The organism is Pseudomonas kairouanensis (assembly GCF_004682055.1).
GTDB lineage: Bacteria > Pseudomonadota > Gammaproteobacteria > Pseudomonadales > Pseudomonadaceae > Aquipseudomonas > Aquipseudomonas kairouanensis.
On sequence record NZ_QUZU01000051.1, the window covers coordinates 20898 to 41884 of the forward strand.

22 protein-coding genes are annotated in these 20987 nt (G+C 60.5%); 8 read left to right on the forward strand and 14 right to left on the reverse strand.

The genetic code is table 11. The features are described 5' to 3' along the window. Positions 1-8: 8 nt before the first annotated feature. Together lgt and DYL59_RS27175 are read right to left on the reverse strand one after the other, a co-directional pair. Entirely contained in the window at positions 9-821 is an 813-nt protein-coding gene (lgt, locus tag DYL59_RS27170; protein WP_010207296.1) for a prolipoprotein diacylglyceryl transferase, read from the reverse strand. Between the two features lie 66 nt (positions 822-887). Beyond that, positions 888-1670 carry a sulfite exporter TauE/SafE family protein gene (locus DYL59_RS27175; protein ID WP_135291917.1) on the reverse strand — a complete coding sequence of 261 codons (783 nt, stop codon included), beginning with the start codon at positions 1668-1670 and terminating at the stop codon, positions 888-890. A 120-nt stretch (positions 1671-1790) separates the two neighbouring features. Between DYL59_RS27175 and DYL59_RS27180 the strand changes: the two genes are divergently transcribed. Beyond that, complete coding sequence (locus tag DYL59_RS27180; protein ID WP_135291918.1) at positions 1791-2537, forward strand: NRDE family protein; 747 nt, start codon at positions 1791-1793, stop codon at positions 2535-2537. Positions 2538-2627: 90 nt separating this feature from the next. On the opposite strand, the gene ptsP is transcribed toward DYL59_RS27180, so the two are convergent. Beyond that, positions 2628-4907, reverse strand: coding sequence for a phosphoenolpyruvate--protein phosphotransferase (gene ptsP / locus DYL59_RS27185; protein WP_135291919.1), 2280 nt, complete (start codon positions 4905-4907; stop codon positions 2628-2630). A 22-nt stretch (positions 4908-4929) separates the two neighbouring features. After that, positions 4930-5409: an RNA pyrophosphohydrolase gene (locus tag DYL59_RS27190; RefSeq protein WP_003176750.1), complete on the reverse strand. Its 480-nt coding sequence runs from the start codon at positions 5407-5409 to the stop codon at positions 4930-4932. Between the two features lie 143 nt (positions 5410-5552). Here DYL59_RS27190 and DYL59_RS27195 point away from each other — a divergent pair, with 143 nt between their 5' ends. Continuing rightward, positions 5553-6209 (forward strand): histidinol-phosphatase, encoded by a 657-nt coding sequence (locus tag DYL59_RS27195; RefSeq protein ID WP_135291920.1) that lies wholly within the window; start codon positions 5553-5555, stop codon positions 6207-6209. Between the two features lie 105 nt (positions 6210-6314). Here DYL59_RS27195 and DYL59_RS27205 read toward each other — a convergent pair whose 3' ends face one another. Continuing rightward, a complete protein-coding gene (locus DYL59_RS27205) occupies positions 6315-6728 on the reverse strand; it encodes a DUF2269 family protein (RefSeq protein ID WP_135291922.1) in 414 nt (137 codons plus the stop codon). A 40-nt stretch (positions 6729-6768) separates the two neighbouring features. Further along, complete coding sequence (gene ilvA, locus DYL59_RS27210) at positions 6769-8283, reverse strand: threonine ammonia-lyase, biosynthetic (protein WP_135291923.1); 1515 nt, start codon at positions 8281-8283, stop codon at positions 6769-6771. 138 nt (positions 8284-8421) lie between these two features. On the opposite strand from ilvA, the gene rpiA reads away from it, so the two are divergent. Then, positions 8422-9093, forward strand: coding sequence for a ribose-5-phosphate isomerase RpiA (gene rpiA, locus DYL59_RS27215; protein WP_017253881.1), 672 nt, complete (start codon positions 8422-8424; stop codon positions 9091-9093). A gap of 86 nt (positions 9094-9179) precedes the next feature. Here rpiA and DYL59_RS27220 read toward each other — a convergent pair whose 3' ends face one another. The 4 genes from DYL59_RS27220 to DYL59_RS27235 all read right to left on the reverse strand — a co-directional run bounded on the left by DYL59_RS27220 (position 9180) and on the right by DYL59_RS27235 (position 13436). Next, a complete protein-coding gene (locus tag DYL59_RS27220) occupies positions 9180-10094 on the reverse strand; it encodes an SdiA-regulated domain-containing protein (protein ID WP_135291924.1) in 915 nt (304 codons plus the stop codon). A gap of 121 nt (positions 10095-10215) precedes the next feature. Beyond that, positions 10216-11142, reverse strand: coding sequence for an SdiA-regulated domain-containing protein (locus DYL59_RS27225; protein WP_135291925.1), 927 nt, complete (start codon positions 11140-11142; stop codon positions 10216-10218). A 213-nt stretch (positions 11143-11355) separates the two neighbouring features. Continuing rightward, positions 11356-12021 (reverse strand): fumarylacetoacetate hydrolase family protein, encoded by a 666-nt coding sequence (locus DYL59_RS27230; RefSeq protein WP_135291926.1) that lies wholly within the window; start codon positions 12019-12021, stop codon positions 11356-11358. A gap of 20 nt (positions 12022-12041) precedes the next feature. Then, complete coding sequence (locus tag DYL59_RS27235) at positions 12042-13436, reverse strand: FAD-binding oxidoreductase (protein WP_135291927.1); 1395 nt, start codon at positions 13434-13436, stop codon at positions 12042-12044. Positions 13437-13641: 205 nt separating this feature from the next. On the opposite strand from DYL59_RS27235, the gene serA reads away from it, so the two are divergent. After that, positions 13642-14871 (forward strand): phosphoglycerate dehydrogenase, encoded by a 1230-nt coding sequence (gene serA / locus DYL59_RS27245; RefSeq protein WP_003195214.1) that lies wholly within the window; start codon positions 13642-13644, stop codon positions 14869-14871. Positions 14872-15020: 149 nt separating this feature from the next. On the opposite strand, the gene DYL59_RS27250 is transcribed toward serA, so the two are convergent. Then, on the reverse strand, positions 15021-15461 hold the full coding sequence (locus DYL59_RS27250; RefSeq protein WP_135291928.1) for a DUF4399 domain-containing protein: 441 nt from the start codon (positions 15459-15461) through the stop codon (positions 15021-15023). 134 nt (positions 15462-15595) lie between these two features. Between DYL59_RS27250 and DYL59_RS27255 the strand changes: the two genes are divergently transcribed. After that, positions 15596-16090, forward strand: a complete 495-nt coding sequence (locus DYL59_RS27255; RefSeq protein ID WP_135291929.1) for a transporter substrate-binding domain-containing protein — start codon at positions 15596-15598, stop codon at positions 16088-16090. A 103-nt stretch (positions 16091-16193) separates the two neighbouring features. Here the strand turns inward: DYL59_RS27255 and DYL59_RS27260 are convergent, their stop codons facing one another. Beyond that, positions 16194-16688 carry a 2-thiouracil desulfurase family protein gene (locus DYL59_RS27260; RefSeq protein WP_135291930.1) on the reverse strand — a complete coding sequence of 165 codons (495 nt, stop codon included), beginning with the start codon at positions 16686-16688 and terminating at the stop codon, positions 16194-16196. 2 nt (positions 16689-16690) lie between these two features. Further along, positions 16691-17323, reverse strand: coding sequence for a 2OG-Fe(II) oxygenase (locus DYL59_RS27265; RefSeq protein ID WP_135291931.1), 633 nt, complete (start codon positions 17321-17323; stop codon positions 16691-16693). Positions 17324-17455: 132 nt separating this feature from the next. Here DYL59_RS27265 and DYL59_RS27270 point away from each other — a divergent pair, with 132 nt between their 5' ends. Next, on the forward strand, positions 17456-18193 hold the full coding sequence (locus DYL59_RS27270) for a DUF2059 domain-containing protein (RefSeq protein WP_135291932.1): 738 nt from the start codon (positions 17456-17458) through the stop codon (positions 18191-18193). 90 nt (positions 18194-18283) lie between these two features. Here DYL59_RS27270 and bipL read toward each other — a convergent pair whose 3' ends face one another. Then, on the reverse strand, positions 18284-19204 hold the full coding sequence (bipL, locus tag DYL59_RS27275) for a phospholipase BipL (RefSeq protein ID WP_135291933.1): 921 nt from the start codon (positions 19202-19204) through the stop codon (positions 18284-18286). Between the two features lie 98 nt (positions 19205-19302). Here bipL and DYL59_RS27280 point away from each other — a divergent pair, with 98 nt between their 5' ends. Together DYL59_RS27280 and DYL59_RS27285 are read left to right on the forward strand one after the other, a co-directional pair. Continuing rightward, positions 19303-19878, forward strand: coding sequence for a DUF6436 domain-containing protein (locus DYL59_RS27280; RefSeq protein WP_135291934.1), 576 nt, complete (start codon positions 19303-19305; stop codon positions 19876-19878). A 30-nt stretch (positions 19879-19908) separates the two neighbouring features. Next, a partial coding sequence (locus tag DYL59_RS27285) for a penicillin acylase family protein (RefSeq protein WP_135291935.1) occupies positions 19909-20987 on the forward strand: 1079 nt, incomplete at its 3' end.

The following is a 20987-nucleotide window of genomic DNA, read 5'->3' on the forward strand; positions in this document are numbered from 1 at the left end:
ATTCGAATTTAAAGCGCGGTGTTCTTCAAAGGTTGCGGGCGGTTGTATGCCCACCACAGCAAGCCCAGGCCACCGAGGATCATCGGCAGGCTGAGGATCTGCCCCATGGTCACCCAACCGAACGCCAGGTAGCCCAGCTGCGCATCCGGCACGCGCACGAACTCGACGATAAAGCGGAAGATCCCGTAGAACAGCGCGAACATGCCCGACACCGCCATGGTGGGGCGTGGCTTGCGCGAGAAGATATAGAGGATAAGGAACAGCGCCACGCCTTCCAACGCGAATTGGTAGAGCTGCGACGGATGGCGCGGCAGTTGCGCCGGGTCGCTGAAAGGTGGGAACACCATGGCCCACGGCACATCAGTCGGCTTGCCCCACAACTCGGCATTGATGAAGTTGCCGATACGCCCGGCACCCAGGCCGATTGGCACCATGGGCGCGACGAAGTCCATCAACTGGAAGAACGACTTGCCGTTACGGCGACCAAACCACCAGGCGGCGATCATCACGCCAATAAACCCACCGTGGAACGCCATGCCGCCCTTCCACACTTCGAAGATCAGCGTCGGGTTGGCGATGTAGGCGGACAAATCGTAGAACAACACATACCCCAGGCGCCCGCCGACGATCACCCCCATCGACAACCAGAAAATCAGGTCGGAGAGTTTTTCCTTGGTCCAGGTGGGGTCGAAGCGGTTCAGGCGTCGAGAAGCCAGGAACCAGGCACCGCCGATGCCGATCAGGTACATCAACCCGTACCAGTGGATTTTCAGCGGACCGATGGCCAGGGCCACCGGGTCGATCTGCGGGTAAGGCAGCATTGCGACTCCTCGTTAAATCATTCGTTATGGCGTTCGGGACCATGCCCGTGCGCGATTAAGGCTGCGTTACAACAAAAAGTTCAAACCGACGCAAAACAGCAGCCCGGCAAACAGCCGCTTCAACAAACGCGGCGACAGCTTGTGCGCCAGGCGTGCACCGAAGCGGGCAAACACCATGCTGGTCAGGGCAATGCCCAACAGCGCCGGCAAATACACGAACCCTAGACTATGAGCGGGCAACAGCGGGTCATGCCAGCCCAGAATCATGAAACTTAATGCACTGGCCACGGCAATCGGCAGGCCACAGGCCGACGAGGTGGCCACGGCCTGCTGCATCGGCACGCTGCGCCAGGTCAGGAAGGGGACGGTCAGCGAGCCGCCGCCGATCCCGAAGATCGCCGAGGCCCAGCCAATCACCGTGCCGGCCAGGGTCAGGCCGACCTTGCCTGGCACCGTGCGACTGGCCTTGGGCTTGACCTCCAGGGCAAGCTGCACGGCGATGACCAAGGCAAATACACCAATGACCTTCTGCAAATTGGGGCCGGAAATCGCCTCGGCCGTCAGCGCGCCAAAGCCCGCGCCGATCAGGATACCCACGGTCATCCACATGAAGATCGGCCAACGCACGGCGCCACGCCGATGGTGCTCGCGCACGGCATTGACCGAGGTAAAGATGATGGTCGCAAGCGAAGTGCCCACGGCCAGGTGCGTCAGCACCTGCGGGTCAAAGCCCTGCAAGGTGAAGCTGAACACCAGCACCGGCACGATGATGATCCCGCCGCCCACGCCGAACAGCCCGGCGAGTACGCCTGCACAGGCGCCCAGCGCCAAATACAGCAGAAATTCCATGGGAGCCCCCCAGACAAGTGCGGCATGTTAACGGATGGAAGGCATGCGACCCAACTGGATACGATGGAACGCCTCTGTTTGAGTGCGTAGAGTGGCAAAAAACACAAAAGGGATCGCCTGATGTGCCTGATTGTTTTCGCCTGGCGGCCGGGCCATGCCCAACCGCTGATCGTCGCGGCCAACCGTGACGAGTTCTACGCTCGCCCCAGCCTGCCGCTGGCCCAGTGGCTGGATGCCCCCGACGTCTACGCCGGCCGCGATCAGGAAGCGGGGGGGACTTGGCTTGGGGTCAATGCCGATGGACGCTTTGCCGCCCTGACCAATATCCGCGACCCGCACCAGCCGCCGGCACGTAAATCGCGCGGGGAATTGGTGGCGCGCTTCCTCAATGGAACCTTGCCGATCGAAGACTATTTAGCCGACGTTAACGGCCGTTCGATTGAATATGCCGGGTTTAACCTGCTAGTCGGCACGCGGGATGAGTTGTGGCATTACAACGCCAATCAAACGGAGCCGACGCCCTTGAAGGCCGGGGTGTATGGATTGTCCAACGCCGGGCTGGATACGCCATGGCCCAAGTTGCTCAAGGCCAAGGCGGCATTGAGCGCGGCGCTGGAAGATCCGCAACCGGAGGCCTTGCTGGAGATTTTGAGTGATCCCCAGACAGCGCCGTTTGCAGACCTGCCGGATACCGGCGTGGGGTTGGCGACGGAGAGCCTGTTATCCAGCGTGTTTATTGCCAGCCCCAGTTATGGGACGCGGGCGAGTACGGCGCTGATTGTGAATGCGGATGGGTCGCGCAGGATGGTGGAGCGCAGTTTTGGGCCCCATGGTGGGCGATTGGGTGAGGTAGAACTCAACCTGTAGGAGCGAGCTTGCTCGCGAAAAACCTGAGAGCGTTGCGGGGAACCAGATACCCCGCGTTATCGTTAATGTTTTTCGCGAGCAAGCTCGCTCCTACAGGGTTTTCGCCGACGCCGGGTTGATCATCCGCGTCAGCCCCAGGTTCTTCAACGCCAACTGCAACGAGCTGTGGATAACTTGCGGGTTGTCGATGGTCATCAACTGCGCCAGCAAATCCTTGGCCATGCCCAAATCCACCTGGCGCAGCATCCACTTCACCTTCGGCAAGTTGGTGGCGTTCATCGACAGGCTGTCAAAGCCCATCGCCATCAACAGCACCGCCGCTGCCGGGTCGCCAGCCATTTCGCCGCAGATGCTCACCGGCTTGCCTTCGGCATGGGCGTCGCGCACCACATGTTGCAGGGCTTGCAGCACCGCCGGGTGCAGGTAGTCGTAGAGGTCGGCTACCCGTGGGTTGTTACGGTCAACGGCCAGTAGGTATTGGGTCAAGTCGTTGGAACCCACCGACAGGAAGTCCACCTGCCGCGCCAGCTCCTTGGCCTGGTACACCGCTGCCGGGATTTCGATCATCACGCCAATTGGCGGCATCGGAACGTCGGCGCCTTCGTCGCGCACTTCGCCCCAGGCACGGTGGATAAGGTGCAGCGCCTCTTCCAGCTCATGGGTGCCGGAGATCATCGGCAACAGGATACGCAGGTTGTTCAGGCCTTCGCTGGCCTTGAGCATGGCGCGGGTCTGGACGAGGAAAATCTCGGGGTGATCGAGAGTCACGCGAATACCGCGCCAGCCCAGGAAGGGGTTGTCTTCCTTGATGGGGAAGTACGACAGCGATTTGTCGCCGCCGATATCCAGGCTGCGCATGGTCACCGGCAACGGGTGAAAGGCTTGCAGTTGCTCGCGATAGATCGCCAGTTGCTCCTTCTCACTCGGGAAGCGCTGATTGATCATGAACGGCACTTCGGTGCGATACAGCCCCACGCCTTCGGCGCCACGCTGTTGCGCACGGGCCACGTCGGCCAGCAGGCCGGTGTTGACCAGCAGCGGCACGCGGTGGCCATCGGTGGTCACGCACGGCAGTTCGCGCAGCGAGTCCAGGCCCAGGGCCAGTTGTTTCTCTTCTTCCACCACCTCGGCGTATTGCTTGCGCAACACATCGCTGGGGTTGGTAAACACTTCACCACGATGGCCATCGACGATCATGTCGATGCCATCGACCTTGGCATACGGCAGGTCCACCAGGCCCATCACCGTCGGGATGCCCATGGCACGGGCCAGGATCGCGACGTGGGAGTTGCCCGAGCCGAGTACCGAGACCAGGCCCACCAGTTTGCCTTCCGGTACTTCGCCAAGTTGGGTAGCGGTCAGTTCTTCACTGACGAGGATGGTGTTGTCGGGGAAGACCATGTTGGTGGTGCGGTCTTCCTGCAAGTAGGCCAGCAGACGGCGACCGAGGTCACGCACATCCGAGGCCCGCTCGCGCAGGTAGTCGTCATCCATCATTTCGAAACGGTTGACGTGATCGGTGACCACTTGGCGCAGTGCGCCCTGGGCCCACTGGCCGGTCTTGATCACGGTCTTGACTTCGTTACCCAGGGACGCGTCGTCGAGCATCATCTGGTACACGTCGAACAGCGCGCGCTCTTCGGGGCGCAACTGGGTGGCCAGCTTGTTCGACAGGTTGCGCATGTCGGCGCGCACGCCTTCCAGGGCGGTCTTGAACAGCTTGATTTCAGCGTCGATGTCTTTGACGGTTTTGTCCGGCACCACATCCAGGTCCGCCGGCGGCAACATGACCACCGCCGTACCCACCGCAGCGCCCGGCGAACCTGGCACGCCGACAAACTTGGCTTCCTGGATGCCCTTGCCTTCGCGACCCAGGCCGCGAATCGAGCCGGTGGCTTCGGCGTGGGCAATTACACCTGCAAGCTGCGCGCTCATGGTCACGAGGAAGGCTTCTTCACCTTCGTCGAACTGGCGGCGTTCTTTTTGCTGGATGACCAACACGCCGACAACGCGGCGGTGGTGAATGATCGGCGCACCGAGGAACGAGGCGTAGCGCTCTTCACCGGTTTCGGCGAAGTAGCGATAACGCGGGTGATCGGCGGCGTGTTCGAGGTTCAGGGGTTCTTCACGCGTCCCCACCAGGCCCACCAGACCTTCATTGGGCGCCATGCTGACCTTGCCGATCGAGCGCTTGTTCAAGCCCTCGGTGGCCATCAGCACAAAACGGTTGGTCTCGGGGTCCAGCAGGTAAACCGAGCAGACCTGGCTGCCCATGGCTTCCTTGACGCGCAACACAATAATCCCCAACGCCGCCTTGAGATCCTTGGCGGAGTTAACTTCCTGGACGATCTTGCGCAGCGTATTGAGCATGGCTCGGGGTCGAACTCCGTCGTCAGTCGCGCGCTAAAAGGCGCGGGGCAAGCTCTTTGAGCGCGCGACGATAAACTTCGCGCTTGAATGTCACCACCTGGCCCAACGGGTACCAATAGCTGACCCAGCGCCAGCCATCGAACTCCGGTTTACCGGTTAAATCCATCCGCACCCGCTGCTCATTGGAGATCAGGCGCAGGAGAAACCATTTCTGCTTCTGGCCGATACACAGCGGTTGGCTGTGGGTACGCACCAGGCGTTGCGGCAAACGATAACGCAACCAGCCACGGGTACAGGCCAGAATTTGCACATCTTCGCGCTCAAGGCCGACTTCTTCGTTCAACTCACGGTACAAGGCGTCTTCAGGGGTTTCGTCGGGGTTGATTCCACCTTGAGGAAACTGCCAGGCATCTTGGTTGATTCGGCGAGCCCATAGCACCTGTCCGGCATCATTCGTAAGAATAATCCCGACATTAGGACGGAAACCATCGGGGTCGATCACGGCAACAACCTCGCAAACGCATGTCGCCGCATTGTTCCACAAAGGTTGATGAAGCGGCAACGAGGCTTCTTACCTTATGTGCACTCTTGTGAAAAGACCGTATTCTGGACGCCTTTTTACAGACTTTTCAGCGAGTAACTGCAATGCGCCTGGCTTTATTCGACTTGGACAACACCCTCCTCGGCGGTGACAGCGATCACGCTTGGGGCGATTACCTGTGTGAACGCGGGATTCTCGACCCTATCGCCTACAAGGCTCGCAATGACGAGTTCTACCAGGACTACCTGGCCGGCAAGCTGGACCAGGCGGCCTACCTGAACTTCAGCCTGGAAATCCTTGGCCGCACCGAGATGGCCCAGCTGGATGAGTGGCACCGTGACTTCATGCGCGACTGCATCGAGCCGCTGATGCTGCCGCGGGCCGTGGAGTTGCTGCAAAAGCACCGCGCCGCCGGCGACACGCTGGTGATCATCACCGCCACCAACCGTTTCGTCACCGCGCCGATTGCCGCACGCCTGGGCGTGGACACCTTGATCGCCACCGAATGCGAGATGGAAAACGGCCGCTACACCGGGCGCAGCACAGATGTGCCGTGCTTCCGTGAAGGCAAGGTGACGCGTTTGAACCGGTGGTTGGAAGAGACCGGATTCAGTCTGGAAGACAGCTATTTCTACAGCGATTCGATGAATGATTTGCCGCTGTTGGAGCAGGTGACGCATGCGGTGGCGGTAGACCCGGACCCGAATTTGCGGGCCGAGGCTGAAAAGCGTGGATGGCCGGTGATTACATTGCGCAGCTGACACCTTCCCTTGTAGGAGCGAGCTTGCTCGCGAAAAGCCCGAGAGCACCGCGTGTATCCAGGATACCCGCGTTATCGTTGACGCCTTTCGCGAGCAAGCTCGCTCCTACACGGGCTTGGCGCCCATCAACCCCGCAATCGCCAAAAACCCCACCAGACTGACCACGGCCAGCACCAGAGTGAAATTCAGGCTGCCGCCCTCGCCTTTACGCAGCCGGTTTAGCCGCGCCACCAGCCAGAACCAGGCCAACGCCGCCACCGTATAAAGGATGCTGGAACCCAAAATCCAGGTCTGCCCCAGCGGCCAGCCAACCAGGTGCACCAGCCACCAACCGGTAAACGGCATGCTCACCACGCACACCCCCATCAGCAACCACACGAACGCCCAGGGGCGCTGCACGGTAACCGCCGGACCGGCGCTGCGCTTGCGCCAGGCCAGCAGCGCCAGGCCCAGGCCACTGAGCAGCAGCAACACAGTGGCCGCGATGTGGATAACTTTCAGGGTGGTCAGGGTTTCCATGTGTCGTCTTCCTTAAAGGCCGCCCCATCAGCGTAGCTGTTCAACCGAGGAACAGCTTGTAGGCCGGGTTATCGCTTTCATCCCAGTATGGGTAGCCAATGGCCTCCAGCGCTGCAGGCACCAGGTGGCGCTCGTTCGCCGGCACTTGCAGGCCAGCCACTACACGGCCATCTGCCGCACCGTGGTTGCGGTAGTGGAACATCGAGATATTCCAGCGCCCGCCCAGCTTGTGCAGGAAGTTGAACAAAGCCCCTGGACGCTCCGGAAACTCGAAGCGGAACACCACTTCATTGCTGACGTGGGCCGCATGGCCACCGACCATATGGCGGATATGCAACTTGGCCAGCTCGTTCTCGGTCAGGTCCAGCACCGGAAAACCCTGCTCGGTCAGGCTGGCGATCAGCGCGCTGCGCGGGTCGTTTTCCGGATGGGTCTGCACGCCGACAAAGATGTGCGCCTCGCTGCCGGAGTGGAAGCGGTAGTTGAACTCGGTGATCTGGCGCTTGCCCACAGCCTCGCAAAAGGCCTTGAAGCTGCCCGGCTTCTCGGGGATGGTCACGGCGATGATGGCTTCGCGGCCCTCACCCAGCTCGGCGCGCTCGGCCACATGGCGCAAGCGGTCGAAGTTGACGTTGGCGCCGGAGTCGATGGCCACCAGGGTTTGCCCGGTAACGCCACGGGTCTCCACGTATTTCTTGATACCGGCCACGCCCAGCGCGCCCGCAGGCTCGGTGATGGAGCGGGTGTCATCGTAGATGTCCTTGATCGCTGCACAGATTTCATCGGTGCTCACGGTGATCACTTCATCCACATAGTCTTTGCAGATATCGAAGGTGTGTTGGCCGATCTGCGCCACCGCCACGCCATCGGCGAAAAGGCCGACAGTCGGCAACACCACGCGCTCGCCAGCGGCCAGCGCCGCTTGCAGGCAGTTGGAATCGTCCGGTTCTACGCCAATGATCTTGATTTCCGGACGCAGGTATTTCACATACGCCGCGATACCGGCGATCAGCCCGCCACCGCCTACGGGGACGAAAATCGCGTCCAGGGGCCCTGGGTGCTGGCGCAAAATCTCCATCGCCACGGTGCCCTGCCCGGCAATGGTGTGGGGATCATCGTAGGGGTGAATGTAGACGTAGCCTTTTTCATCGACCAGCTTGAGCGAGTAGGCCAGGGCTTCCGGGAAGGAATCACCATGCAGCACCACTTTGCCGCCACGGGAGCGCACGCCCTCGACCTTGATCTCGGGGGTGGTCTTGGGCATCACGATGGTGGCTTTCACCCCCAGCACCTTGGCCGCCAGGGCCAGGCCCTGGGCGTGGTTGCCCGCCGAGGCCGTGACCACGCCACGGGCGCGCTCCTCGCTGGTCAGTTGGGTGAGCTTGTTGTAGGCGCCACGAATCTTGAACGAGAACACCGGCTGCAAGTCTTCACGCTTGAGCCAGACCTTGTTGCCCAACCGCTCGGAGAGCTGGCGGGCGGTCTGCAGCGGGGTTTCTACCGCAACGTCGTAAACGCGCGAGGTGAGGATCTTTTTGACGTACTGTTCAAGCATCGGCGGGCATCTACTTTCACGGTTTGGCAGGGCCAAGGAGTCTAACCCGGCTTTTGGCCGGGCGACCACACGAATCCAGAGGTTTTGTTGGGTTATACTCGCGCCCCTCGTTAACTCCCCGCCCGTTCCGGAGCCCGCATGACCCAGGATCAACTCAAACAGGCAGTGGCCCAGGCCGCTGTCGATTTAATCCTTCCTAAACTCGACGACAAGAGCATCGTCGGTGTCGGCACCGGCTCCACTGCCAACTGCTTTATCGATGCGCTGGCCCAGCACAAAGGCGCGTTCGACGGCGCCGTGGCCAGCTCCGAAGCCACCGCTGCACGCCTCAAAGGCCACGGCATTCCGGTGTACGAGCTCAACACTGTGAGTGACCTTGAGTTCTACGTGGACGGCGCCGATGAAAGCGACGCGCACCTGAACCTGATCAAAGGCGGCGGCGCAGCCCTGACCCGCGAGAAGATCGTCGCGGCCGTGGCCAAAACATTCATCTGCATCGCCGACGCCAGCAAGCTGGTGCCGGTACTCGGCGCGTTCCCATTGCCGGTGGAAGTGATCCCGATGGCCCGCAGCCATGTGGCCCGCGAGCTGGTGAAGCTGGGCGGCGACCCGGTTTACCGTGAGGGTGTGTTGACCGATAACGGCAACATCATCCTGGATGTGTTCAATATGCAGATCACCAACCCCGTGGAACTGGAAACCCAGATCAACGCCATCGTGGGTGTGGTGACCAATGGTTTGTTTGCAGCGCGTCCGGCGGATGTGTTGCTGCTGGGCACCTCTGAAGGCGTTAAAACCCTCAAGGCCTGATGCAAAACCCAAAGTTGTAGCAGGTTAAGGTGGGAGGGGGCTTGCTCCCTCCCACATGGGGCCCGCAGTGAGCTCAAGAATTGAATTCAGGAACTCGGTTTCTTGAAGACATAGAACAAATTCGGCTCACTGGTCAGGTACAAGTTACCGTCATCATCCATCGCAATCCCTTCGGCCTGCGGCACGCGCTGCTTCAAGCCATGGCGCCCTTTGAGCAACGACAAACTGCTCAACGGCCGACCATCGATATCCAGTTCTAGCACCAGAAACGACTCATCCGACAATGCCAGCAAATGGCCGCTGCGCTCATCGTATTGCAGGCTCGACAGGTCACGCACAAACAACCCGGCATCGCGCTTGGGGTTGTTGATCACATGCACCGAGTAGGTTTTTTCGGGCTTGAAATGGGGAAAGCCATGGACCTCGTAGATCAGCATCGGGTCGCGCTCCTTGGCCACGAACAGACGCTTGCCCACTGAGTCATAGGCCAGGCCTTCAAAGCCCTTGTTGCCCCCCACATGCAGGCCCAGGGTCATCTGCTCCGCATCGGCGGCGTCGAGGAACTGGGTGTCATCGTCCACATGCACCTTGATCAGCCGCTGCTGGCGCTCATCACTGATCACATAGATGTTCTCGCTGATAAATTCCACGGCCTCGGCATCGCCAAACCCCACCAACGGAATGCGCCGCAGGATATCGCCCTGAAGGGACAACTCGATCAGTTCGGGGTTTTTATTGGTGACGGTAAACAGGCTTTTGCGCACGGGGTCGTAGGTGAGGGCTGAGACGTCGTCTTGCAGACCTTCGATCACCTTGGCTTCCAGGGCCACTTGGTAATCAGCCAGGCCAATGGAACGCTCATCGGAAGGCTGGCGCCAGGCCTGGAAGTTGAACCAGGCACGCTCAAACAGACGAAAATGCTGTGCAACGGCCCCGGCACTGATCAGGGCGATCAGCGCAAGCGTCAGTAGAACGGGTTTGGGACGGGCGAATCGACGCATGGGGCGAGGCTCAAAGTCAAAAGTGGCGAATGAATATCACGCCTGTCTGAATTTAAACTTAAACGCGCCCGGATGTCTGGCGAATGCCGCTACTAGAGAAATATCTGACGTAACCCGTCTGCTATTTCTGCTTCTCGAAACGATAGAACAGGTTTGGCTCACTGACCATGTACAGCGTGCCAGCCTCATCCATGGTCACCCCTTCCGCCCGGGGAATGGTGTCCTTGAGGCCATTGAAGCCGCCAAGCAGGGTCATGAAGCTGACTTGCTCGCCCTTTTCATCCAACTCCAGCAGCAGGTGGGAATCCGCCGAGAGCACCAGCAGGTGCCCGGTGCGCGGGTCCACCGCCAGGGCCGATAGGTTGCGCATGTCCAACTCGGTGCTGGTCAGCTTTTGTTTGTCACCCACGAGGGTCTGGCTGCCATCGCTTTTCCAGGTGAACAACGCGGGTGGGCGCTCCTCGCCAAGCACGATCTGCTGGTTGCGCTTGTCCCAGGTAACGCCTTCGAAAGCTTTGTTCTGGTTGTTGGACGGACCCAGGTCGTAGCTAGGGAAGTCGGCCTTGTTCAGTTGGGCGGTGGTGGCATCCACCTTGATGACGGTCAGAAGGTGCTGACGCTCATCGACCACGGCCATCAGGCCGTTTTCCATGACCGTTACGCCTTCCGGGTTATCCCAACCGTTGAGTGGCATCTTGCGCAACACATCGCCTTGCAGGCTCAGTTCGACCAAGAACGGGTTTTTGCCCATCACCGAAAACAGGGTTTTGGTCTGAGGGTTGTAGGAGACGTCCGAAGCCTCGTCCTTCTCCATGCCCGGCAACACCTTGGCGTCGATCACTACGTGATAGTCGGGCAGCCACACACTTTCCTGGCGCTCGGCGGGGGTTTCGAAGCGCTCGGCCACCCACAGCAAGCCGCGATCATCCCAATGCATGGCCCAGGCAACGCCATACACCACCACTCCCGTCAACAGCAGCCAGGAATACCAGCGCAGGGCGAAGCGGGAACGCGGCTTGGGGGTGACGGTAGGGAGTGGCATGGCCATGGGGCGCTTTTTCCGGGAAGTCTGCGTTAAGAGCGAAGGATTATCCGGATGATGTGTGAAAAAAATGCAAAGTGCCGGATCTTATGAGTCAACACAAACCAATGTGGGAGGGGGCTTGCCCCCGATAGTGGTGGATCAGTCAGCACATATGGCACTGATACACCCTCATCGGGGGCAAGCCCCCTCCCACATTTTTGACCTCACAGGTCTTGGTCAGCGAACCTGGCTTTCGAAGCGATTCACACCCGACAACTCCAACACCAGCTCATCCCCCACATTCAGCGGGCCCACGCCAGCCGGGGTGCCGGTGAGGATCACGTCCCCCGCCTGCAACGAGAAGCAACCCGCCATGTACTGGATCATCGGGATGATCGGGTTGAGCATGATCGCGCTGTTGCCATCCTGGCGCACTTCGCCATTGATGGTCAGGCGGATGCCGATGTCGGTCAGGTCCGGGAAGGTGCTGCCCACCACAAACGGGGCAATCACCGCCGCGCCGTCGAACGACTTGGCGATTTCCCACGGCAGGCCCTTGGCTTTTAGCTCGGCCTGTTTGTCGCGCAGGGTGAGGTCCAGGGCCGGGGCGAAGCCGGAGATGGCGTCCAGCACTTCTTCACGGCTGGGCTTGGTCGACAACGGCTTGCCGATCAATACCGCGATTTCCGCTTCGTAGTGCACCGAACCGCGCTCGGTAGGAATGGCAAAACCACCCTCCAACGCCACCACACAGCTGCCCGGCTTGATGAACAGCAGCGGCTCGGTCGGCACCGGGTTGTCCAGTTCCTTGGCATGTTCGGCGTAGTTACGCCCAATACACACCACTTTCCCCACGGGGAAGTGGATGTTGGTGCCGTCGACATACTTGTGCTGATAGCTCATGGAACGACTCCTTCAGGGGCTTAAACAGCGAAGATCTTGCCTGGGTTCATGATCCCGTTCGGGTCAAACACCGCTTTGACTGCCTTCATGTATTCAATTTCGACCGGCGAACGGCTATAGGTCAGGTAATCGCGCTTGGTCATGCCCACGCCGTGTTCGGCAGAGATCGAACCGTTGTACTTCTCGACGGTTTCAAATACCCACTTGTTCACGGTGGCGCACTTGGCGAAAAACTCGTCCTTGCTCAGGTTTTCCGGCTTGAGGATGTTCAAGTGCAGGTTGCCGTCGCCGATGTGGCCGAACCAGACGATTTCGAAGTCTGGGTAATGTTCGCCGACGATCGCGTCGATTTCCTTCAAGAACGCTGGCACTTTGGAGACGGTGACCGAAATATCGTTTTTGTACGGGGTCCAGTGGGAAATGGTCTCGGAGATGTACTCGCGCAGTTTCCACAGGTTCTGCAGCTGGGTTTCGCTCTGGCTCATCACGCCGTCCAGCACCCATCCTTGCTCCACGCAGTGCTCGAAGGTTTCCAGCGCGTGGTTGGCGACTTCTTCGGTAGTGGCTTCAAATTCCAGCAGCGCGTAGAACGGGCACTCGGTTTCGAACGGGGCCGGCACGTCGCCACGGCCCATGACCTTGGCCAGGGCCTTGTCGGAGAAGAATTCGAAGGCGGTCAGGTCCAGCTTGCTCTGGAACGCGTGCAAGACCGGCATGATCGAATCGAAATCGGTGGTACCGAGCACCATCGCGGTGAGGTTTTTCGGCGCACGGTCCAGGCGCATGGTGGCTTCGACCACAAAGCCCAAGGTGCCTTCGGCGCCGATAAACAGCTGGCGCATGTCGTAGCCGGTGGCGTTCTTGATCAGGTCGCGGTTCAGTTCCAGTACGTCACCCTTGCCAGTGACGACCTTCATGCCGGCCACCCAGTTGCGGGTCATGCCGTAGCGAATCACCTTGATCCCGCCGGCATTGGTGCCGATATTGCCGCCAATCTGGCTGGAACCGGACGAAGCGAAGTCCACCGGGTAGTAAAGGCCCTTCTCTTCAGCGACGTTCTGCAATTGCTTGGTAACCACGCCCGGCTGGCACACGGCGGTGCGGTCGGTGAGGTTCACGTCGAGGATCTGGTTCATATAGTCGAACGACACCACTACTTCGCCATTGGCGGCTACGGCTGCCGCCGACAGGCCGGTACGCCCGCCCGATGGCACCAGCGCCACCTTGTGTGCATTGGCCCAACGCACAATGGCCTGGACCTGCTCGATGGTCTTGGGGAAGACGATGGCGGTCGGCGCGGGTGCGAAGTGCTTGGTCCAATCCTTGCCGTAAGCCTCCAGGGAGTCTGCATCGGTCAGCACTTTGCCAGGCTCAACCAGGGTCTTTAGCTCATCAATCAGGGCAGGATGGGTCATCGACAGAACTCTCGAACAATTCATGGTCATCCTGAGAACGCTTCACGTCGCAGGAATGAGTGTTTGCGGGGCGCGTATGCTAGCATACCGCCCCCGCAGGACAGAGCCCAAAGGCGTTTCTGCGGTGACGGCTTTCCTGCCGTCCGGGTCAGCTCTGTGCTGCTCGATTCCCTGCCATTTTTCTCCGGGATACAGGTTTACGCAGATGAGCAAGACTTCTCTCGATAAGAGCAAGATCAAGTTCCTTCTTCTGGAAGGCGTCCACCCATCGGCTGTCGACGTTCTGAAAGCCGCCGGGTACACCAGCATTGAGTACATCACCAGTTCTCTGCCGGAAGCCCAACTCAAGGAAAAGATCGCCGATGCGCACTTCATCGGCATTCGCTCCCGCACTCAGCTGACCGAAGAGATCTTCGACCACGCCAAGAAGCTCGTGGCTGTCGGCTGTTTCTGCATCGGCACCAACCAGGTCGACCTCAACGCAGCCCGCGAGCGCGGCATCGCGGTGTTCAACGCACCGTACTCCAACACCCGTTCCGTTGCGGAGCTGGTGCTGGCCGAGGCCATCCTGCTGTTGCGCGGCATTCCTGAGAAGAACGCTTCCTGCCACCGTGGCGGCTGGATCAAGAGCGCAGCCAACTCCTTCGAAATCCGCGGCAAGAAGCTGGGTATCGTCGGTTACGGCTCCATTGGTACTCAGCTGTCGGTATTGGCTGAAGGCCTTGGCATGCAGGTGTTCTTCTACGACACCCTGACCAAGCTGCCATTGGGCAACGCCACCCAAGTGGCCAGCCTGACCGAGTTGCTGGGCATGTCCGACATCGTGACCCTGCACGTTCCGGAAACCGCTGAGACCCAGTGGATGATCGGCGAGAAGGAAATCCGCGCCATCAAGAAAGGCGGCATCCTGATCAACGCTGCCCGTGGCACCGTGGTCGAGCTTGATGCCCTGGCCGACGCGATCAAGGACAAGCACCTGATCGGCGCTGCCATCGACGTGTTCCCGGTGGAGCCACGCTCCAACGACGACATCTTCGAAAGCCCGCTGCGTGGCCTGGACAACGTGATCCTCACCCCGCACATCGGCGGTTCCACCGCTGAAGCCCAAGCCAACATCGGCCTGGAAGTGTCGGAAAAGCTGGTCAAGTACAGCGACAACGGTACCTCGGTATCGTCGGTGAACTTCCCGGAAGTGGCCCTGCCGGCTCACCCTGGCAAGCACCGCCTGCTGCACATCCACCAGAACATTCCTGGCGTGATGATGGAGATCAACAAGGTGTTCGCGGAAAACGGCATCAACATCTCCGGTCAGTTCCTGCAGACCAACGAGAAGGTCGGCTACGTGGTCATCGACGTCGATGCCGAGTACTCGGACCTGGCCCAAGAGAAGCTGCAGCACATCAACGGCACCATTCGTAGCCGCGTGTTGTTCTAACAGCGCACCACGGGTCGTAGGAGCGAGCTTGCTCGCGAAAAACTCACAGACGCCGCGTTTATCCAGAATGAACGCGTCATCGTTGAGGTTCTTCGCGAGCAAGCTCGCTCCTACAGAAAAAAGGGAGCCCCTCACGGGGCTCCCTTTTTTTATTTGACGTTAACGGTGATGACTTTCGAGGCTACAGTGGGTTCGAACTGGCGGTGCACATTGTCGCCTGCTACGAGTTGCAAGGTGTGCTTGCCTGGGGTCAGCGTCAGTTCGGTTTCGGTCTGTGCCTTGCCAAAGTGGATCGAGGTGGCATCGGCTGGAATCGGATCGCCGGCCTTGAGCGACTGTACGTCCCGGTCTACCAGCAAGTGGTGGTGACCGGCATTCGGTACTTGCTTGTCGATCGGCTCAAGGTCCAGGTTTTTTACGCCAAACTTGACGGTGAAGGTCTTGTCGACGGTAGCGCCATCTTTTGGCGAGACGATAAACACTTCGGCACCTTTGGGCGCAGGCGTACGAGGAAGGTCTGCGGCACTGGCCAACATCGAGGTACCCAGCAGCAGGCTGGCAATCGTTGCACGGGACAAAAGGGCTTTCATTCGCTTCTCCAGTTTTTCTGTGAAATCTGTAGGGTTATGACAACTTCGCGACAAATTGCTGTCCAAGGCACTCAACACCATAGCAAAGCGATGCTGAACGGCGCCTCGCACATTCGAAATTTCTAGGAGTGACCATGCGCTTTTCGCCTGGCCTGTTACTTTTGCTTCCCCTCATGAGCCCTCTGGCTCACGCCGAATTGATCGACGATGTGAACGATCGCGGTGAACTGCGCATCGCTCTTGAAGCCAATACCCCGCCGTTCAACTTCAAGGAAGGCGACAAGCTAACCGGTTTTGAAGTGGAACTGGGTGAACAACTGGCTAAAGAGATGGACGTACGCCCCTCGTTTATCACCACCGATGACGCCGACCTGCTGCCGGGGGTGGAAACCGGCAAGTACGACGTGGCCATCAACCATATCGCTCTGACTGCCGAGCTGCAGGATCGGTTCGATTTCAGTGAGACGTATAACGAGAAGCCGCAATTAGCGATTCCGTTCCAGAAGGGTAACCCGGCGTTCAAGGCAAGCCTGGACAAGGCGTTGCAGCGGGTGAAGGCCGATGGGCGGTTGAAGGCGTTGGCGCAGAAGTGGCTTGAGGGTGAAACACCCATCGCCAAGACGCAGTAGATCCAAATGTGGGAGGGGGCTTGCTCCCGATAGCGGTGTGTCAGCCAGCACATCTGATACTGACACACTGCATTCGGGAGCAAGCCCCCTCCCACATTTTGAACTAGGTTAGGCTTGGGAGTAGGGCCAGGGCTTGCGCCGCTTCGGGCAGCTCCAGCTCACTGAACACCTGCACCCCATGGCGCATGAGCAACGCCGCCGTCACCCCTTCGCCGCTCACTTTCACACCTGAGAAGGTGCCATCGTAGGTCAACAAATTCCCACAAGACGGGCTATTGGCTTTGAGCACAGCAATGCGGATGTTATGGCGCTGCACCAACGCCAACGCCTGTTGCGCGCCATCCATGAACGCGGCACTGAAATCCTCCCCCTCGGCGGTCAGCACCTGGGCCCGCCCTTCCCACACCTCCACGCCCTGCCCGCCGGGAATCTCCGCAGGCGGGCGCGGCGTTGGTAAACCACCGGAGACCTCCGGGCAGATCGCAACTACCCGCCCTTGCGCCTGCCACGCGGCCAACTGGTCGAACGGCCCACTGGCGCCGCCGTCGTAGCGCACCTTGTGCCCCAGCAGACAGCGGCTGATCAGAATCTTTTGCATGCTCAAAACGGCTCGTTACCCCGCCGGCGAAACCAGCCGGTGAGGGACAGGCGTTCGCGCGTGGCGGGCATGACTTCGTGGGGCACTTCCCCGGACAAAAACACCACCAGGCAACCGCCGGTGGGGTTTACATCGTATTCGACGCCATCCTTGAGGTACATGCGCAACTGGCCGCCGTGCTCGGGCAGCCAGGCGTCGTTCAAGTAGATCACCGCCGACACCATGCGCCGGTCGTCATCGCGGAAGCGGTCCAGGTGCTTGAGGTAAAACGCACCTGGCGGGTACATCGCAAAGTGGCTTTCGAAGTCTTCCAGGCCCAGGAACAGGCCACGGTTCATTGCCAGGCGCAGGCTGTCCATCAACGCCATGTAGGTGTCGCAGACCGCTGCGTCGCCGTCTTCCAGCCACTGGATATGGTCCCCGCGAATGCCCTCGCGAATCTCCTGAGCCGGGCCGCGTCCCACCGCCGCCGGGGCCAGTTCACCCTCGGCCGCACGTTTACGGCACTCAGCCGCCAGTTCCAGGGTCAGAGCCTGGGGCAGGAATCCGTCTTGGCGGGACCAGCCTTTTTCGGCGAGGTCGTCGACAATACATTGCAGCAGCGGGTGATCTAGGGGTATTTGCATGGCGCGCATAGTATCTATACGCCTGTGAATCCGACAGCGCCGCCGAGCGTGTGAATACACTTTAATCAGGTGACCGATAGGATTTCTCGACAAATCCTACGCCCGACACGGACAATAGTGGCCGACTGACAGGAGTCCCTAATGCGTCGTTTGTTTTTATCCTTGCTGATGTTCTGCGTTTTGCCCGCCTGGGCAGACGGCCATGACCAGTTGTACAAGGTCGCCGGCTGGGCCGAACAGCGTGCGCATTTCAATGACGCCCTCAGCGCCGCCCAGCAACGCTACCGCAACAGCCTGCCGCCGGCGGTGTACCAGGCACTGGTGGACAACAGCAATAAACGCTTTGCCGCCCAGGCCGTGGACCAGCGTGCCGAGGCGCAGTTGCGCAAGAACCTGGCGGACCCCAAGCCGGCCCTGGCATTTTTTCAGTCACCGCTGGGCCGCAAGATCGTTGCCGCTGAGTTGCTGGCCACCCGTCGCGACCAGTTGGCAAAGAACGCCCAGGGCTTGCCGAAGATCGAAGCCGACGCTACCCGCAGCCTGATCATCGGTCACCTGGCCCAAGCGCTGCCAGCGCGTGAAGCCGGGGCCGAAGTGAGCCTGGCGATTGCCGGTGTTGCCGCTGACAGCCTGAGCCAAATGATTCCCGGCCTGCTGGGCGGCGGTCAGGCGCAGGGGATGTTGAATGGGCAGCGCGAGCGGTTGATGCAGCAGATCGATAAGGATCTAAACAACACGTTGCTGTATGTCTATCGGGATTTGTCGGACCCGGAATTGGAAGAATTCGCCACCTTTGCCGAATCGCCAGAGGGTAAGGCGTATTACCAGGCCGCGCTGGCGGCGATTCGCGCAGGCCTTGCAGTCGGCCAAACCCTGTAGGAGCGAGCTTGCTCGCGAAGACCGTCAACGATTACGCGGGGCACCTGAGTCAACGCGGTGCACTTGCGTTTTTCGCGAGCAAGCTCGCTCCTACAGGTGGTCCGTCAAATACTTGAAGTATTCCTGGCGAATCTGCGCAATTTCATTGGCCAAATGATGCCTGCCCCGCTTGAGCATCAACACCTCAGGCTGATCGAACTTGCCCCGCAGCACCTGCAAGTTGTGCTGCCAGTCCACCGTCATATCCTCCTCACCTTGCACAATCACCGGCCGTCGCGAGCTGCGCGGGGCGGCTTCGATGCGCTTGATCCAGCGAGCCAGCGCGCCCACCCAGGCAGTCGGCAGCATGCGCGGTTGCAGCGGGTCGGCTTCCAGGAACGGCCTGAACGCCGGATCGTTGGTGTTATCGCTGAACCGCCGCGCAATGCCTTTGACGAACGGGCGCAGCAGGTAATAGCTCACTTGCGACCAACCCCACGACCGCGGCCGCACCAGGGGCGACAGCAGAAAGGTCTTGCCCTGGGCCGGGCTGTCGGCGCCATGGTTGAGCAAGTGATCCACCACCACCGCCCCGCCGGTGCTTTGCCCGAACAGATGCCACGGCTGGGGCAATTGCAGCGCACTGGCCTGGGCGAACAGCGCCTGCACCACCCGCTGGTACACCGCAAAATCATCGATGCTGGCCCGTGCACCGCTGGATAATCCATGCCCCGGCAAATCGCAGGCGATCACCACAAAACCCTGGTCCAACGCCCAGCGCACCACATGGCGGTACAGCCCCATATGGTCGTAGAAGCCATGAAACATAAACAGCGTTGCAACCGGCGTTGATGGCCACCAGACCTGCGCCACCACCTCAAACCCATCCACCTCGAAACGCCCCAGGCGGCTCGCAGCCTGGTCCAGCCCGTAGAAACGCTGGTAGACCCGCGCCTCGGCGCTGAGCGGTTGCGCATCCACCAGGGGCCGCAAGCTTTCGCGCAGATGATCGGGGTCAAAGGTGACAGGCATAAAGGCTTCCAGACTACGGCGAAGATGAATATCGAGCTGCGATATTCATCTGTCAGGACAAGCATGGCAAGCTACGCGACCTTCGAGGATTGATCTGAATGCGACCGCCCTACCGTTCCGCTTTGTTCGCCAGCCTGATCCTGGTCATCTGCGCCGGCGTGCTGTGGGCGGCCTATGACTGGTTCCAGGGCCGCTACCTGCGGGCCTTCAGCGAACACACGGCGGTGTTTTCCGGCGACCCGCTAAAACTGCCACCTGAACTGGCGGGCCCCGGGCCAATCCGCCTGGTGCACTTCTGGGACCCGGCCTGTCCGTGCAATGTCGGCAACCAGCAGCACCTGGGCGAGCTGATCGAGCATTACGCGCCCCAGGGTGTCGAGTTCTACGCCCTGCAAAAGCCCGGCAGTCACGGGCAGTTGCCCGACAACCTGCGCAACCTGAAAACCCTCACCACCCTGCCCGGCGCCGACCAGGTGCCGGCGAGCCCTGCCGTGGGGATCTGGGATCGCACCGGCAAGCTCGCGTATTTTGGGCCGTACAGCGAAGGGCTGACGTGCAATGCCAGCAACAGCTTTATCGAACCCATCCTCAAGGCCCTTGAAGCCGGACGCGAAGTGAACGCCACCCACACCCTGGCGGTGGGCTGCTATTGTTCGTGGCCTAAAGGTCAGTAGGCCGCTACCCATTGTTACTAAGGAAAGTTCATGAAGCGCGTCTTGCAGGTTCTCGCGGTGCTGGTGGTAGTGCTTGCCCTGGGCGCAGGCGTGTACGTCTACAGCAAGCAACCGACCCGCCAGGGCACGGTGACGCTGGCCAACCTGCAAGGCTCGGTCACGGTGCACTACGACGACCGTGGCGTGCCCCATATCCGCGCCGAAAACGAGAGCGACCTGTATCGCGCCCTGGGCTACGTACAGGCCCAGGACCGGCTGTTCCAGATGGAGATCATGCGCCGCCTGGCCCGAGGCGAACTGGCCGAGGTGCTGGGCCCCAAGGTGTTGGCCACCGACAAACTGTTCCGCAGCCTGCGCATCCGCGAGCGTGCTGCCACTTACGTCGCCCAGCTGGACCATGAGTCGCCCCACTGGAAGGCCCTGCAAGCCTACCTCGACGGCATCAACCAGTATCAGGACAGCCACGCCAGCCCCATGGAGTTCGACGTGCTGGGCATCCCCAAGCGGCCGTTTACCGCCGAAGACAGCATCAGCGTTGCCGGGTACATGGCCTACAGCTTTGCTGCGGCGTTTCGCACGGAGCCTTTGCTGACTTACGTGCGCGACCAGTTGGGCAGCGATTACCTCAAAGTCTTTGACCTGGACTGGCAGCCCAAGGGCGCCCTCAACCTCGCCGCCAGCGACTGGCAAAGCCTCGGCGCCCTCGCTGCCCTGAGCGAGCAGGCCCTGGCCGACAACGGTCTGCCGCAGTTCGAGGGCAGTAACGCCTGGGCCATCAGCGGCAGCCGCACCCAGAGCGGCAAGCCGTTGCTGGCGGGCGACCCGCATATCCGCTTCTCGGTGCCGTCGGTGTGGTACGAGGCGCAGCTGTCGGCGCCGGGCTTTGAGCTGTATGGCTATCACAACGCGCTGGTGCCAATGGCGTTCCTGGGACACAACCTGGATTTCGGCTGGAGCCTGACCATGTTCCAGAACGATGACCTCGACCTCATCGCCGAAAAGGTCAACCCGGCCAACCCCAACCAGGTCTGGTACCACGACCAGTGGGCCGACATGAGCAGCACCGAGCAACAGATCAAGGTCAAGGGCCAGGCGCCGGTCACCCTTAC